Origin of the sequence: Veillonella rogosae JCM 15642, from assembly GCF_002959775.1 — a bacterium.
Taxonomy (GTDB): domain Bacteria; phylum Bacillota; class Negativicutes; order Veillonellales; family Veillonellaceae; genus Veillonella; species Veillonella rogosae.
The window spans coordinates 1-14,648 of record NZ_PPCX01000008.1 but is presented as its reverse complement, the minus strand read 5'-3'; the positions used below and the strand labels follow the sequence as shown (position 1 = coordinate 14,648).

Below are 14,648 nucleotides of genomic sequence, written 5' to 3'. Positions count from 1 at the left end.
ATTAACCTTTCCGACCAAATCTAATAGCATCTTTATGGCAAACATGTAAGCAATCACCACAGTTGGTACAATTCATTTCATTTGGTCGTGTTCCCATTTCACATACGCGCAAGCACGCATCACAGTTATCGCAATCATTTGTTTTAAAAATTCTAAAAATAGAAATTTTGCGAAGCAACTCCATTACGCCCCCAAAAGGACATACAAAGCGGCACCAAGCATTGGCGATAATAAGGGAACCCGCAATAATAGATGCGACCGTTATAGTACGAGCCGCCCAATACCATTCGGAGAACTGCATAGATAAAATGACAGCATTAAAATATTCATCGCTCGTCCGAATGGGAATCATAATGCGAGGATTACCAAATTTAAAATATACTACAAGCCCTAAAATTATAGTTGCTACCATGCCGAGTTGAAGGAAACGCATATAGTTTTTACGATTTCTTAGTGGCCCCATAGATATTTTTCCCAGCATTTGGTTCACCCACCCACTTGGACAGAACCAGCTACAGAAAGCACGTCCAAAGAAGACGACCATAATCGGCAAGATAATCCACCACGCATAAAAGTACGTCGTGATGCGGCCCCAGCAGGTAATCATGGAACAGCTTTCACAGTTCACAAAGGGAACAATATAAGGACATCGGAATATGCCATAGTACACCCATTTCCCCATAATAAAGAGGAAGATAAACTGTACAATGCGACGCCAAAGCGTTAAATTCTTAGGAGCTTGTTTTCCAGATACACCAGAACTAACTTGAGTTCCACAGGTTGTAGATGACGGACAGTGATTACACATCTTTTACACCAAACCTTTCTATCAAATCGAGACCTCTCGCACTATGAACGGATGTGAACCCGTGATTTTCTAAGATTTGTTGTCCTTCTTGGGACCGTGTAAATTCAATATAATCGGCAGCCAACGCACGATCTTGTACATATTTCATTGTATTAATAGTGAAAGTGAGCGGTGCAGGTGGCACAAATTGTCCAGGTATGGAGAAGTACTCTATACGATCCTTGAACCGATCATGTGTGGTAAGGCGTTTTTCAATGATGGATACATCGGCTTTACCTTCTACGAGATCACACATCATGGAAATTACACAAGCATTTTCAGCCATTAAGTTTTTCATGATACCATCGGTCAAACCAGATAATTTCATGATCCCCTTTACAGATGCACTACCTGGTGGAGATGCGCCTAGGGGCAACATAACGCGTACACCAGGCTCGGCCATATCCTTCAAGTCCCGAATCCCTGCGGGATTCCCCTTAGGTGTAACGATAACGTAATCCGTAAAACATAATGGTTCAAAAGCCATACTTACGCCTTTTTTGCGCATATTTTTCGCTAGATCTAAGCCGCGAGCCCCAAAGACTTCTGTGCGACTCTTCTCAGCCAACAAGGATTTACCAATAGCCCCTGCAAAGGCACCAGTATACTGAATATTGTGCCCCGTGTGCATTGTATAAACTTGGTTTAAATCAAGGAACGCTTCCGACAAGCCGCCACAAGTCCACACTTGTAATGAGTCAGATTGTGTTGGCTTATAGGCACCTCGTATAAACGACGGCACCGCTGATGCGGCTGCTAAAGCTAAAGCACCACCAATAAACTGGCGACGGGATATATCCTTTTTCAAAAATCCCATGTACTTACCACCTTTCACTGAACTTTACAGTACTAATCATATACTCACATTATAGTATAAAAATCATAAGTTTTAACGATGATATGCATAAGTTTAATTAATTTATTTATATAGATTAGTCATGTAAATACTATTTTTAAAGGTATTATTATAAAATTTTAAGATATTCTCTCCATATCTATTTTATTGAATATTTATTGTATACGATGAATATGCTATTTTTTTAGGTTTAATGAAGCCAAAATCCCGCTATACGCTCAGTGCATAGTAAACAAGGATAATCAGCGCTATAGACTATATTTGAACTCTTTACAGCACGCATTGCCCTTTAAGATTTAAATTCATTATAAGACAATATTGCCTAAAAGAACGCAAAAAGGCGGTACAACCAAATGGTTGTACCGCCTTGATTCATCAATTATTCAGCAGTGAATGGCAATAAAGCAATTGCACGTGCACGTTTGATAGATGTAGTCAATTTGCGTTGATGTTTTGCGCAAGTACCGGAAATACGACGAGGTAAGATTTTGCCGCGTTCAGTCGTGAAACGACGAAGTTTAGCAACATCTTTATAGTCGATTTGATCGATATGGTCTGCACAGAAAACGCATACTTTTCTTCTTGGCTTTCTGCCTCTATCTCTTCTCATTGCGAATCCTCCTTTTCGAATTAGTAGGAGTCCCTGACACTAGAACGGGATGTTTTCGTCATCGCCGCCTGTACTGAAACTATCAAAATTGGACCCACCTTCGAAAGAATTAGTATTCATATCAAGGGATTGGCCCACAAAGTTCGCTACTACTTCAGTAACGTACCGTTTTTGACCGTCCTGAGTCTCGTAAGAACGAGTTTGCAAACGACCTTCTACAAAGCAACGACTGCCTTTACGAAGATTGCCTGCCGCTTCACCAAGTTTACCCCATGCAACGCAGTTGATGAAAGCAGTTTGTTCTTTCGTTTCATTTGTTGCAGAGTCAACATAGGTGTTTGTTGCAGCTACTGTAAAAGTGGCTACCGCACGACCTGTTTTAGTGTAACGTACTTCAGGATCACGAGCTAAATTACCTAGAATTTGTACAGAGTTCATGTTTTCCTCCAGGCTTTAATTATGCTTCGTGTTTTACAATTAGATGTCTTAGGACTTCATCGTTGATTTTCAATACACGATCGATTTCTTTGATTTCAGCAGGTGCTGCTTCAAAGTTGATCAATACATAGAAACCGTCAGTGAATTTCTTCACAGCGTAAGCAAGACGACGCTTGCCCCAACGATCTACCTTTTCTACTGTGCCGCCTACACGAGCAATTAAAGCTTCTACTTTTTCAATAACAGCGTTAGTTGCTTCCTCTTCAGCGGGTTTCACAATAAACATGACTTCGTATTTGTTCATACAAAATCACCTCCTCTTTCGGACTAATGCCCCTATCGACACATAGGGGTAGGAAGTGCTTACCATCAATAAGCCTTACTATTATAACCTAAATAAACGATGAAAGCAAGAACCCATTTTGAGTTCTTGCTTTCACAATTATTAATGATCGTATCGTTTATCTCTAGGAAATGCTAGAATAGCACAAATAATAACAAAGATGGTAATAACAGACATCATAGGGTATGCCGAATTATTCGGTAAGAATGTTAACACCAAAGATGAAATAATACCACTACCATATTGCATTGCCCCTAGTAAAGCGGCACCAGAGCCAGCCATCTTGCCAGCCCGTTCTAATGCCAATGCATTGGTAACCGCTGCAATAACACCATTCATAGAGAAGAATAAGAAACTGCCGATTACAATAAGCCATAAAGAGTGTTCGCCCATAAACATTAAAATCATAACAATCGTTACACATATGGCTGCAAACATAGTAGCATAGCGCAACAACTTATCGAGGCGCATGGCACTTACAATGCGCCGATTGACTGCACTCATGAGCATTACACCAATGATATTAAGGGAAAATAAATAGCCATAATACTCTGTAGGCACTCCAAATACATCGATGTACACATAGGGTGAACCAGTTAAAAAAGCATAGATTGCAATATAGAAGGAGCTTACACAAAGCGTGTATTTCATAAATTCTTTATTGCGCAACAAGATCCAGTAATTGATATAAGTATGACTCATATCCTTGCGGCTACGCTTTTCCTTGGGATGTGTTTCAGGCAACAATAGGACGGCTAATAGCATGAATACACCTATAATAACCAATAGCCAAAATATAGCATGCCACGTATACCACACAAGCAAATGACCGGCAAACAAAGGACCGGCAATAGGTGCTATAGCCATAACAATAGCCAGGGTAGACAGCATCTTTGCCGCCTCAGTCCGTCCATACAGATCGCGAATGATGGCTCGCGATAACATAGGCCCCACACAAGCTCCAAAAGCTTGGAATACGCGCCATGCCAACAGTTCAATCATCGATGAACTCAGCGCACAGCCTACAGAGCCTATTATAAACAAAACTAGCCCTATTATGAGAGGTTTCTTCCGACCAATTTTATCACTGACGGCGCCCCAAAAGAGCTGAGCCAAAGAGAAGCCGATTAAGAAGCCCGTAATCGTAAGCTCTGCATCACCATTTAAATCGCGCCCCATAGCAGGCATGGCGGGCAAATAAATGTCCGTCGATAACGACGTAAACGCCATCAAAGCACTTAATATAGAAATAAAAAGCCAACTTTTATTGCTAACCGTATGCATACAGTCACCACTTCCATATTCAACTATATGAACTGTCATATAAACCGCACTATACTAAATATATATTCATTATATCAAAAATATACATATGGACATATAAATTTTTAATATAATTTTCCTCTTCAAAATTCTATAGAAAGTTATTGCGTAAATCCTTTTTAACCTTTACTATAGTAAAGAGAGTTACATTTAGAAAGGAATCATCATGGCTAATATCAATGAAAATTACTTAAATCTACAAGGTTCTTATTTATTTGCTAATATTGCAAAAAAGGTAAATGAGTACCAAGCCGCACATCCAGATGCAGATATTATTCGTCTTGGTATTGGCGATGTTACATTACCGCTTGTTCCTGCAATTATCGATGCAATGAGCAAAGCGGTTCAGGAGATGGGCAAAGCAGAAACATTCCGCGGTTATGGCCCAGAACAAGGCTATGACTTCTTGCGCCAAGCAATCGTTGATGGCGATTACAAACCATTAGGTGTAGATATTTCAATCGACGAAGTATTCGTGTCTGACGGTGCAAAATCTGACGTTGGCAACATCCAAGAATTATTCAGCGAAGATAATGTCATCGCTATTACAGATCCAGTGTATCCAGTATATTTAGACTCCAATGTTATGGGTGGTCGTACTGGCGAAGCTGTAGACGGTATCTTCCAAAAGGTTGTATACCTCCCTACTTCTGCAGAAAATAATTTTTCTCCAGAATTTCCCTCTGAAAGAGTAGATATTGTATATCTTTGCTCCCCTAACAATCCAACAGGAACGGTATTGAGCCGTGCTCGTCTAGCAGAGTGGGTAAAATGGTGTAAAGATAACGACGCTATCTTAATGTTTGACTCCGCTTACGAAGCTTTCATCAGCACAGAAGACACTGTAAAATCTATCTACGAAGTCGAAGGCGCTCGCGAAGTAGCCATTGAGTTCCGTTCCTTCTCCAAAACGGCAGGTTTCACAGGCACACGTTGTGCTTATGCAGTAGTGCCTAAAGAAGTGACAGGCAAAACTAAATCCGGTGAACGCCAAGCCCTCAATCCTATGTGGAACCGCCGCCAATGCACTAAATTCAACGGTGTGCCTTACATCATCCAACGCGGTGCTGAAGCAGTGTACACTAAGGAAGGCCGAGAACAAACACAAGCAAACATTGCGTACTACAAAGAAAATGCCCGCATCATCAAAGAAGGTCTAGAATCTATCGGCCTTACTGTATATGGTGGCGTAGATGCTCCATACATTTGGCTCAAAACACCAGGCAACATGACTAGCTGGGAATTATTCGATATCTTACTTGAAAAGGTTCAAATCGTATCTACACCAGGCTCTGGCTTTGGCCCTCATGGTGAAGGATACCTACGTTTAACAGCTTTTGGTAGCCGTGAAAATACTATTCGCGCTGTTGAAAGAATCAAAACGTTACAATTCTAATACCGATAAAACAAAAAGACCGATTGCAATCCTATAATAGGAAGATAATCGGTCTTTTCCATGCCTTCATAGATATGATTATTTAGTTTGACCTTTATAACAAAACGCAATGTATCTATATAGTTGTACCAAAATCGATATACTCCTCTATGTATTAAGTGCTTCTCTAATCCACCACAATAAATTCTATAGAAAAATATCAAATACATTTATTTTGTGCTATAATAGTTATGTTAATTATTAAATTTATCGATTTATATAGGAGGCTAATATGAATATTCGTATTGGTATCGTTGGCTACGGTAACTTGGCTCGTGGCGTAGAAGCATCCGTTCAATTACAACCTGATATGGAGCTCGTAGGCGTATTCTCTCGCCGTCAAGGTATTGAAACTGTGTCTGGTGTACCTACTTACTCTATGGAAGATATTCCTAATTTCAAAGGTAAAATCGATGTAATGGTTCTTTGTGGCGGTTCTGCAACAGACCTTATCGAACAAACACCAATGGTAACTAAATATTTCAACTGTATTGATTCCTTCGATACACATGCACGTATCCCTGAGCATTTTGCAAATGTAGACAAAGTAGCTAAAGAAGCTAAGACTGCTACATTGATTTCTTGCGGTTGGGATCCAGGCATGTTCTCCTTGCAACGCGTTTACGCTGAAGCAATCTTGCCAAAAGGCAAATCCTACACATTCTGGGGCCGCGGCGTATCCCAAGGTCACTCCGACGCAATCCGTCGTCTTGATGGTGTTCTTGATGCTCGTCAATACACTGTTCCTAAAGAGCAATACTTAGAAGAGATTCGCAACGGTCAAACTCCTGACGTTGATGGCTACAAAGGTCACCTTCGTGAGTGCTACGTAGTAGCTGCTCCTGATGCGGACAAAGCTAAAATTGAAAATGAAATCAAAACTATGGAAAACTACTTCGTAGGTTATGAAACTGTAGTAAACTTCATTTCTCAAGAAGAACTTGATCGCGACCACAAAGGTATTCCACATGGTGGCTTCGTGCTTCGCTCTGGTGAAAGTACAGATGGCACTCGTCACGTTATCGAGTACTCTTTGAAACTCGATTCCAACCCTGAATTCACAGGTTCTGCCCTCGTTGCTTACGCACGTGGCATCTACCGCCTTGCTAAACACGGCGGAACAGGTTGCTACACAGTATTCGACATTCCACCAGCTTGGATTTCTACACAATCTGCTGCGGACTTGAGAGCACATTCTCTATAAGAAATATAACAAAAAACCCACACCTCAGTGTGGGTTTTTGTCTTCTTATATGGTATACTATTACAAGAAGTGAGGCATAGATGTTTAGTAGCGTCAGCCTTGTTTCTATAGGTAAAAATTTGAAGAAACGGCTTGATTCTACTGGGTCAGGCCCTTTTTCATTCTAGCGGTAGAAAGCTAGGTGTACTAGATAGTCAGTCTATTTTGCCGCCATGATAATGGTAGCGATTAATTAGCAAGAACTGACACATCTAGAGGCCTCGACATCAATATATTATTTATCAATCTTTCTGTAAATGTATTTAGTGACACTACTAGTCACCTATGTGACTAATGGTGTCACTTTTTTAGTACAAATTTATAGCTTCTATATGATATAATATTTATTTGATAGAGTTTCTACGGAAACTTTCACAAAGAACGAAATCAATTAGTTAATAAAAGGTGGTACCATGAGCACAAATTTAGAAGTAGGCATCGTAGGCCTTCCAAACGTTGGTAAAAGTACATTATTCAACGCCATTACAAAAGCAGGCGCTGAAGCTGCCAACTATCCATTCTGTACAATCGAGCCAAACGTAGGTGTCGTTGACGTTCCAGATAACCGTTTAGCTGTATTGGCTGAAATGTTTGGTTCTAAACGCATCCTTCCTGCTGCTATGCGCTTCGTAGATATTGCAGGCCTCGTAGAAGGTGCGTCCAAAGGTGAAGGTTTAGGCAATAAATTCCTTAGCCACATCCGCCAAGTAGATGCGATTGCTCAAGTTATTCGTTGCTTCGAGGATCCTAACATCACTCATGTTGCAGGTTCTATCGATCCAATCCGCGACATCGAGATCATCAATACTGAACTTTGTCTTGCTGACCTTGAGTCCGTAGAAAAACGCAAACAACGTATTGAAAAAATCGCTAAATCTGGTGATAAAGACGCTCGTGCTGAATTGCCATTACTAGAGCGCATCATTGAAGGTCTTGGCGAAGCTAAACCAGTTCGTGCACAAGGTCTTAACGAAGACGAATTAGAAATGATCAAAGAATTAACTTTGCTCACAGCTAAACCATCCCTCTTCGTTGCTAATGTGTCCGAAGACGAAGTAGCTGATTACTCCGCTAACGAACATGTAAAACGCGTAGAAGAATACGCAAAAGCTGAAGGTGCTGGCATCGTAGTTGTTTCCGCCCGTATCGAATCTGAAATCGCAGAATTATCCGACGAAGAATCCGCTGCATTCCTCGAAGATCTTGGTCTTGAAGAATCCGGCTTAACTAAGCTTATTAAAGCAAGTTACGCACTATTAGGTCTTATCAACTACTTCACGGCTGGTGAAATGGAAGCTCGTGCATGGACAATCGTAAACGGCACAAAAGCGCCTCAAGCGGCAGGCAAAATCCACTCCGATATTGAAAAAGGCTTTATCCGTGCTGAAATCGTATCCTTCGATGACTTACAAGCTTGTGGCAGCCAAAATGCGGCTAAAGAAAAAGGCCTTGTACGCCTAGAAGGCAAAGAATACGTTATGAAAGACGGCGACGTAACACACTTCCGCTTCAACGTATAATACAAATTAATAACAATAAAAACCAGTAAATCGAACGATTTACTGGTTTTTTTAATGCTACAAAAAACTTTTATTTAATTTTATTTGTCATCATTGCCCAATGCATTTTTAAGGCCACTAATCGCACCTTCTACAGCATCTTTAGCATCATCTGCAGCTTTCTTAACATCATCTGCAATATCATTAGCAGCGTCTTTTACTTTTGCTACTGTATTTTCAACAACGCCTTCTGCTTCCATTTGTTTGTCATCAGTTAATTTGCCAACATTTTCTTTTACTGCACCTTTAACTTGATCTAATTTATCATCTAATGCCATAATTGTGACTCCTTTCATGTAAAATCACGTTTAACCATATAAAATCTACTTTTATAAGTAAAGGGCTATCCTTTTTTTCCGAAGAAAAATGAGACTACAGCAACAACAATTACTGCACCCAATACAGATGGAATTAAGGACATTCCTGCTAAGCTAGGACCCCAAGTACCAAATAGGGACTGACCTACGGACGAGCCAATTAAACCAGCAACAACGTTAGCGATAACGCCCATTGCACCGCCTTTGTTAGTGATGGCACCAGCTAGGAACCCGATAAAACCACCAACAATAATTGACCATAACATACAATCACTCCTTCCTATTTAATCAAAATATTCATAAATCCTATCAAATAATGCAGTTTTTATAAATATTTTAGAATCATTGTATATTTATAATATAGCATTCAATTTTAAAGATTAAATGAAGAATTTCGATTTAGTTCTACATATATGATCTACTCAACTACTGTTACAATTTCGTCTAAAGTACGGCGCGTTTTATTGCGATGTGGTTCTTCATCACGGTAACCAAAGGCAGCCATTACAGCAATGCCAAAGTGTTTAGTATCAAACAGGCCAAGTTCATCACCTAAGAGTGCGGTCATGTCATCTTGATTGAAGCCTTCTAATGGACAAGAATCTAAGCCTTCATAAGCAGCCATTGTCATCATGTTCGCCATAACGATATACGCTTGTTTAGAGGACCAATCAAAAGCAGCACGTTCAGATTCAAATGTTTTATAGTCTTCTTTTGTAAATTGAGCATATTTTTCACGATATACCGCATCAATTTCTGCAGGCAATTGCTTAACTGTTTCTTGAATGTAACGTACATAAGGAGAGTCAAACTCCAAATCTACTTTTTTACGTGTTAAGAATACTACAAAATGACTTGCTTCAAGGCCCGCATGAATGCCCCAGCCATGAGCTTTCATTTTTTCCCGAATTTCTGGATTTTGAATAACTAGCAATTCAAAAGGCTCAAAACCAAGGGATGTAGGTGCCAAACGAGCTGCTCTTAAAATAGCATTCCAGTCTTCTTCAGAGATTGTCTTATTGCTATCAAACTTCTTACAAGCATAGCGATAGGTCATAGCGTACTCTAAATCGTTACGATCCAATTTAGGGGCTGTTAATTTTACATTTTCTATTTCATACTTGCTCATATATACCTCCATAATGATAAAAAATATCATATATTTATAGTACCATAGTTAGCCGTTAAATTACAGAAGAATGAAAATTTTAATAAAAAACAAGAAAAAGCCTAGACGATGTCTAGGCTTTATATGGTACAGCTAGCTCACCTTTTTCATACCAAAAGAGGCCAGATGTACTAATCTTATGTTTTTTTAAAATAGTCTGAACCTGCTCTACAATACTTGGATCTATTTGCACAGATAAACCACACATATCGTAAAGCTCTGGAGGTGTAGCCATCAATTGATGAGGCACCGCTAATTCTGTTAGTATCTTGTCTGCTTTATCGCCAAAATAATAGGACGTAAAGACGACTAGCAATTTTTTATTTTCCAAGGCCTCACCTCCTATCATAGCATCTACCATTACATTGTTATAACATTGACTATCCATTTAAAGCTAAGGTATCTCGTCTAAATCTGTCTGTTAAAATATCAGTGATAAGAATTATAACTTAACTAAATTCTCCCCAAGAATAGAGTCCGTAATAGCGTACATATTTGTAATACTACCTACGCCAAGATCTTCTTTTACCCCAAAATAATCGAGACAAATGCCACATGCTGCAATTTCAACACCAAGATCAGCTAGTTTTTTTATATTTTCTAAATGAACAGAATCATTTACAACCATCTTAACACTGCTGTTGATGAAATAGATTTTAGATGGTTTTACATCGGCTTCAAGCATGCATACCCAGAACGTTTTCATTAGGTTACGGCCTAATTCTTCACTACCTTCACCAAGATAGTCTTTTGTCATCAAGATGACACGGTTGCCATAACTCATTGGTTCACAACTACCATCTGCTACTGGATTATCATTAGGGGTCATAGTGAGGTAGAAATCCTTACCATCTTGGCGGATTGCCACACCATAACCACGAGACTTGCCGAACTTCTCTACATTATCGCGACTCACTTCATTATCTACAATAGTAGTAATAACAGCATCTGGATTTGCATCGCTAACCTTCTTAGTTTCAATCACTGGTTTTGGACACAAGCTACCACGCACATCTACAGTTAATTCATTTGTATTGCTCATCATGCACCTCTCTATATATACATTATATGTTTTGTAAAAGTATTAGCTATCAGCTACTAGCTAATAATATCTAATTTAACATCTTAAGCACTATATTATATTGTTCCTAATGTCATTCCGTTACGCGTACAGCCAATCCACTAAAGCTTTCAACACTACCAATAATAGCCGCACAGTCTATACTAGCCTTATGTAACGCCTCTACGAGTTGTTCACCTTCATTAGCAGGAACAGAGAAAAGTAAACCACCCGAGGTTTGGGGATCAAAGAGAATATCCATCCATACAGGGTCCAAAGCCTGATCTACTTGAACGTCTGTTATAGCTTTGCGATTCCCATAGGACGCAGCTGGTACTAATCCCATTTGAGCCGCTTCGATAACATCATCAAAGAGAGGAATGTCGTAAGCCTTAATGTGTATTGTCACATCAGAGGCACTAGCCATTTCTACAGAGTGTCCCATTAGACTAAAGCCTGTTACGTCCGTACAAGCATGGATGGTAAAGTTGTGAGCCACCTCTGCTCCCACCCGATTTAACGTACTCATGCTAGTGACAGCTTGCTCTGTACCTACAGGGAATAAATCTGCTTTCAGCGCATTATTCATGATACCTGTTCCAATACGTTTTGTTAGTACCAATACATCCCCTACTTGGGCCCCTTTGTTTTTCCAAATACAATTAGGATTTACTTGCCCTGTCACAGACATACCAAAGATGGGTTCTTTATTTTCTATGCTATGGCCACCTACGATAGCTGCACCAGATTCGGCGACAATTGAACCCGCGCCGTTTAACACGTCTGTTAATATTCCTTGCTCAACAAGAGGTACTGGAAAGCCTACGATGTTCATGGCAGTCAATGGAGTTCCACCCATAGCATACACATCGCTTAATGCATTAGCAGCGGCAATCTTACCAAATAAAACGGGATCATTCACCATAGGGGTGAAGAAATCTAAAGTCTGTACCAATGCCAATGTATCAGAAATTTTATATACACCTGCATCATCAGAACCAGTCATATCCGCTAAGACTTGGTCATTTGTAACAGGTGTCACTGCTTTTAAAACACGATTTAATATATGCGGACCGATCTTACACGCACAGCCCCCATTTGTCACATAGTCGGTAAGTCGTACCATAAGACCTCCTTACTCATTCTCTGGCAATCGAGAAACGATTTTCTTGACAGCTTTTTCAAATTTAGGGCGCGGCATCAGCAGTTGATGACCACAGCCGTTACATACGATGAGAAAATCTGTGCCGATACGCTTCACTTCCCACTCGTCACTACCGCAAGGATGTGATTTTTTCATCTTCACCACATCGCCTACATAATATCTAACAAATGCCATAGCGCCTCCTTTTACGTTAGTATGTATATACTTATTATACATAAATCAATTGATTCTATAAATATATCTTAATTCTATAGTTCAACCCTCTTATATATAACAACATACTATTTATTCTATTTATTTTACTGAATCTATTTATTCTATCTTATTCTATTTACCGTTCTTATTTAGTTTATTCTGTTCTGTTTTACGATTTCTAACTTTGATTTATATGTCGCTTACCTGTTGATCAGTAATTATATTTAACATTTTATAGTTATAAGCCAAAAATAATTTTGGCTAACAAGCTCTATATTATGAGGAATTATTAGTACATCTAAAGAAAATAATATCAATAGCTAATCAATAATGATTTTTCATTTAGTTATCATTCTCAATATCAAAATGGCTATTTTTTGTAAATCCCATACTTTCCATTCTTTAAAAAACCGCATTCTTACTACATTGATAATATTTATCATTTAGAAAATTTTCGAAATAAATTTTACAAAAACACTTGCATTTCTCATTTAGTATGTTACAATATAGTCAACAATGATTATTCGTTAAGTATACGGATATCACATTGTATATAAAACTGTTAAGACGGCAAGTGCCGAAAAACACAAACAAGTAAGTACTATTTTAAGAATTAGACAAGTGTCTATTTGATTTAAGAATAAGTTTTCTTACCAAGGCGAAGTCGCCCACGAAACTTGTAGAATAAGTATTCTATTATTTGAATTCACAACCAAGTGGTTATGAATATATAAGTTAAGTAACAAATTTGAAAATTATCGTAAGTACAAAGGAGTATTAAAATGGCTGAATTAAAAGGTACAAACACTGAAAAAAATCTTCAAGCAGCATTCGCTGGCGAATCCCAAGCATTCCAAAAATATACTTTCTACGCAGCAGCAGCTCGTAAAGCTGGCATGAACGAAATCGCTGATTATTTCGAAGAAACAGCTCACAACGAATCCGCTCATGCTAAATTGTGGTTCAAAGCTCTTCATGGTGGCGACGTATCTTCCGATATCGAAGCTAACCTTCGTGATGCAGCAGCTGGTGAAAACTACGAACATACTACAATGTACAAAGATTTCGCTGACGAAGCTGAAAAAGAAGGCTTTGCAAAAATCGCTTACCAAATGCGCGAAGTTGGTAAAATCGAAGCTCGTCATGAAGCTCGTTACCTTGCATTAGCAGCTCAAGTATCTGGTAACAAAGTATTCCACAACGACCAACCAGTAGCTTGGATCTGCGCTAACTGTGGCTATGTACACGTTGGTGAAGAAGCTCCTAAAGTTTGCCCAGTATGTGCTCACCCACAAGCTTTCTTCCACCGTTTCGTTGAATCCATCTAATCTGTAAGTACTACACTAACTAAACTAACAACCTGTAAGTACAGATTTTAATGAAACTATACATGTAAGTACACTTAATCTTACAGTAAGTACTGACAACTTCCTTAATAAAAAGACGATGACTCAAGTCATCGTCTTTTTTGGCTTATAGGACAAAAAGTGTGTGTGAAAACCCTTATAACACTAGATATTTACTAGTGTTATAAGGGTTTAATCTTTTTCTGGAGAAGTTTGAGGGTGGACAAAAAGTGTGTGTGAAAACATCAATCACCCCTTGTAATTACTGACTAAAATGAGGTTATATCTTCCTATATATAAACAAATATGGAGGAAGAGTTTATGCGACAAATAAAATGTCCTGATTGTAATGAAACATGTATTAAACACGGTGTTTTAAAATCTGGTTCTCAGCGTTGGTTTTGCAAACATTGTAAGGTGGCATTTACCGTTAAAATTAATAATTTAAGTAAAGAGTTAAGCCTATTCTTGAATTGGTTATTCAGCACCAATATTCAAGCTGATATGCCTGGTAAAGGTCGTACATTCAGGCGTAAAACCGCTAAATTTTGGTCCATATGGCCATTGCCACCAAAAGTGGAAGAAGTACATGATGTGGTATATCTTGATGGAATTTACTTAGCTAGGAATTTATGTGTGTTGATTTGTTGCAATGATACTCATGTTCTAGGATGGTATGTCTGTCGTTATGAGCATGCTAGAGCTTGGCAGTGTTTAATGGAACGGATTGCCGAACCTAAAGT

General features: G+C 39.0%; 18 protein-coding genes. 5 read left to right on the top strand and 13 right to left on the bottom strand.

Annotation, left to right across the window (positions count from 1 at the left end; translation table 11 throughout):
• Nucleotide 1: 1 nt before the first annotated feature.
• From VRHSUH09_RS03940 to VRHSUH09_RS03915, 6 genes are all read right to left on the bottom strand, one after another.
• Nucleotides 2-808, bottom strand: coding sequence for a 4Fe-4S binding protein (locus VRHSUH09_RS03940; RefSeq protein WP_105081446.1), 807 nt, complete (start codon nt 806-808; stop codon nt 2-4).
• The gene (locus VRHSUH09_RS03935; RefSeq protein ID WP_105081445.1) at nt 801-1,664 is read right to left on the bottom strand and encodes a substrate-binding domain-containing protein; all 864 of its coding nucleotides are present in this window, start codon (nt 1,662-1,664) and stop codon (nt 801-803) included. Before VRHSUH09_RS03935 ends, VRHSUH09_RS03940 begins: the two co-directional genes overlap by 8 nt.
• Before the next feature lie 418 nt (nt 1,665-2,082).
• On the bottom strand, nt 2,083-2,313 hold the full coding sequence (rpsR, locus tag VRHSUH09_RS03930) for a 30S ribosomal protein S18 (protein WP_004693795.1): 231 nt from the start codon (nt 2,311-2,313) through the stop codon (nt 2,083-2,085).
• Nucleotides 2,314-2,352: 39 nt separating this feature from the next.
• Nucleotides 2,353-2,751 carry a single-stranded DNA-binding protein gene (locus VRHSUH09_RS03925; protein ID WP_009352155.1) on the bottom strand — a complete coding sequence of 133 codons (399 nt, stop codon included), beginning with the start codon at nt 2,749-2,751 and terminating at the stop codon, nt 2,353-2,355.
• A 19-nt stretch (nt 2,752-2,770) separates the two neighbouring features.
• Nucleotides 2,771-3,055 carry a 30S ribosomal protein S6 gene (rpsF, locus tag VRHSUH09_RS03920; protein ID WP_004693799.1) on the bottom strand — a complete coding sequence of 95 codons (285 nt, stop codon included), beginning with the start codon at nt 3,053-3,055 and terminating at the stop codon, nt 2,771-2,773.
• 141 nt (nt 3,056-3,196) lie between these two features.
• A complete protein-coding gene (locus VRHSUH09_RS03915; RefSeq protein WP_105081444.1) occupies nt 3,197-4,378 on the bottom strand; it encodes a multidrug effflux MFS transporter in 1,182 nt (393 codons plus the stop codon).
• Between the two features lie 205 nt (nt 4,379-4,583).
• On the opposite strand from VRHSUH09_RS03915, the gene VRHSUH09_RS03910 reads away from it, so the two are divergent.
• The 3 genes from VRHSUH09_RS03910 (at nt 4,584) to ychF (ending at nt 8,615) form a co-directional block, all read left to right on the top strand.
• Nucleotides 4,584-5,813, top strand: coding sequence for an LL-diaminopimelate aminotransferase (locus tag VRHSUH09_RS03910; RefSeq protein WP_105081443.1), 1,230 nt, complete (start codon nt 4,584-4,586; stop codon nt 5,811-5,813).
• 271 nt (nt 5,814-6,084) lie between these two features.
• A complete protein-coding gene (locus tag VRHSUH09_RS03905) occupies nt 6,085-7,056 on the top strand; it encodes a diaminopimelate dehydrogenase (RefSeq protein WP_009352093.1) in 972 nt (323 codons plus the stop codon).
• A 452-nt stretch (nt 7,057-7,508) separates the two neighbouring features.
• Nucleotides 7,509-8,615, top strand: coding sequence for a redox-regulated ATPase YchF (ychF, locus tag VRHSUH09_RS03900; protein WP_009352052.1), 1,107 nt, complete (start codon nt 7,509-7,511; stop codon nt 8,613-8,615).
• A gap of 80 nt (nt 8,616-8,695) precedes the next feature.
• On the opposite strand, the gene VRHSUH09_RS03895 is transcribed toward ychF, so the two are convergent.
• From VRHSUH09_RS03895 to VRHSUH09_RS03865, 7 genes are all read right to left on the bottom strand, one after another.
• Nucleotides 8,696-8,932, bottom strand: a complete 237-nt coding sequence (locus VRHSUH09_RS03895) for a CsbD family protein (RefSeq protein WP_009351877.1) — start codon at nt 8,930-8,932, stop codon at nt 8,696-8,698.
• A gap of 65 nt (nt 8,933-8,997) precedes the next feature.
• Nucleotides 8,998-9,237 (bottom strand): GlsB/YeaQ/YmgE family stress response membrane protein, encoded by a 240-nt coding sequence (locus VRHSUH09_RS03890; RefSeq protein ID WP_009351847.1) that lies wholly within the window; start codon nt 9,235-9,237, stop codon nt 8,998-9,000.
• 152 nt (nt 9,238-9,389) lie between these two features.
• Entirely contained in the window at nt 9,390-10,100 is a 711-nt protein-coding gene (locus tag VRHSUH09_RS03885) for an NAD(P)H-dependent oxidoreductase (RefSeq protein WP_105081442.1), read from the bottom strand.
• Nucleotides 10,101-10,212: 112 nt separating this feature from the next.
• Nucleotides 10,213-10,470 (bottom strand): putative Se/S carrier protein, encoded by a 258-nt coding sequence (locus VRHSUH09_RS03880; RefSeq protein WP_054748064.1) that lies wholly within the window; start codon nt 10,468-10,470, stop codon nt 10,213-10,215.
• Nucleotides 10,471-10,581: 111 nt separating this feature from the next.
• Complete coding sequence (yedF, locus tag VRHSUH09_RS03875; RefSeq protein ID WP_105081441.1) at nt 10,582-11,181, bottom strand: sulfurtransferase-like selenium metabolism protein YedF; 600 nt, start codon at nt 11,179-11,181, stop codon at nt 10,582-10,584.
• Nucleotides 11,182-11,293: 112 nt separating this feature from the next.
• On the bottom strand, nt 11,294-12,325 hold the full coding sequence (selD, locus tag VRHSUH09_RS03870; RefSeq protein ID WP_105081440.1) for a selenide, water dikinase SelD: 1,032 nt from the start codon (nt 12,323-12,325) through the stop codon (nt 11,294-11,296).
• 9 nt (nt 12,326-12,334) lie between these two features.
• Nucleotides 12,335-12,538, bottom strand: coding sequence for a DUF951 domain-containing protein (locus VRHSUH09_RS03865; RefSeq protein WP_004693828.1), 204 nt, complete (start codon nt 12,536-12,538; stop codon nt 12,335-12,337).
• Between the two features lie 803 nt (nt 12,539-13,341).
• On the opposite strand from VRHSUH09_RS03865, the gene rbr reads away from it, so the two are divergent.
• Together rbr and VRHSUH09_RS03855 are read left to right on the top strand one after the other, a co-directional pair.
• Nucleotides 13,342-13,887, top strand: coding sequence for a rubrerythrin (gene rbr / locus VRHSUH09_RS03860; protein ID WP_054748060.1), 546 nt, complete (start codon nt 13,342-13,344; stop codon nt 13,885-13,887).
• 339 nt (nt 13,888-14,226) lie between these two features.
• The coding region (locus VRHSUH09_RS03855) for a transposase-like zinc-binding domain-containing protein (protein ID WP_420856580.1) at nt 14,227-14,648 on the top strand (422 nt) is incomplete at its 3' end.

Bases quoted from the DNA above. Each gene is read 5' to 3' on its own strand.
- rpsF (WP_004693799.1), bottom strand. From the start codon at position 3,055: ATGAACAAATACGAAGTCATGTTTATTGTGAAACCCGCTGAAGAGGAA.
- VRHSUH09_RS03895 (WP_009351877.1), bottom strand. From the start codon at position 8,932: ATGGCATTAGATGATAAATTAGATCAAGTTAAAGGTGCAGTAAAAGAA.
- VRHSUH09_RS03905 (WP_009352093.1), top strand. From the start codon at position 6,085: ATGAATATTCGTATTGGTATCGTTGGCTACGGTAACTTGGCTCGTGGC.
- rpsR (WP_004693795.1), bottom strand. From the start codon at position 2,313: ATGAGAAGAGATAGAGGCAGAAAGCCAAGAAGAAAAGTATGCGTTTTC.
- VRHSUH09_RS03885 (WP_105081442.1), bottom strand. From the start codon at position 10,100: ATGAGCAAGTATGAAATAGAAAATGTAAAATTAACAGCCCCTAAATTG.
- VRHSUH09_RS03940 (WP_105081446.1), bottom strand. From the start codon at position 808: ATGTGTAATCACTGTCCGTCATCTACAACCTGTGGAACTCAAGTTAGT.
- VRHSUH09_RS03935 (WP_105081445.1), bottom strand. From the start codon at position 1,664: ATGGGATTTTTGAAAAAGGATATATCCCGTCGCCAGTTTATTGGTGGT.
- selD (WP_105081440.1), bottom strand. From the start codon at position 12,325: ATGGTACGACTTACCGACTATGTGACAAATGGGGGCTGTGCGTGTAAG.
- VRHSUH09_RS03890 (WP_009351847.1), bottom strand. From the start codon at position 9,237: ATGTTATGGTCAATTATTGTTGGTGGTTTTATCGGGTTCCTAGCTGGT.
- VRHSUH09_RS03915 (WP_105081444.1), bottom strand. From the start codon at position 4,378: ATGCATACGGTTAGCAATAAAAGTTGGCTTTTTATTTCTATATTAAGT.
- VRHSUH09_RS03910 (WP_105081443.1), top strand. From the start codon at position 4,584: ATGGCTAATATCAATGAAAATTACTTAAATCTACAAGGTTCTTATTTA.
- ychF (WP_009352052.1), top strand. From the start codon at position 7,509: ATGAGCACAAATTTAGAAGTAGGCATCGTAGGCCTTCCAAACGTTGGT.
- yedF (WP_105081441.1), bottom strand. From the start codon at position 11,181: ATGAGCAATACAAATGAATTAACTGTAGATGTGCGTGGTAGCTTGTGT.
- VRHSUH09_RS03865 (WP_004693828.1), bottom strand. From the start codon at position 12,538: ATGGCATTTGTTAGATATTATGTAGGCGATGTGGTGAAGATGAAAAAA.
- VRHSUH09_RS03925 (WP_009352155.1), bottom strand. From the start codon at position 2,751: ATGAACTCTGTACAAATTCTAGGTAATTTAGCTCGTGATCCTGAAGTA.
- rbr (WP_054748060.1), top strand. From the start codon at position 13,342: ATGGCTGAATTAAAAGGTACAAACACTGAAAAAAATCTTCAAGCAGCA.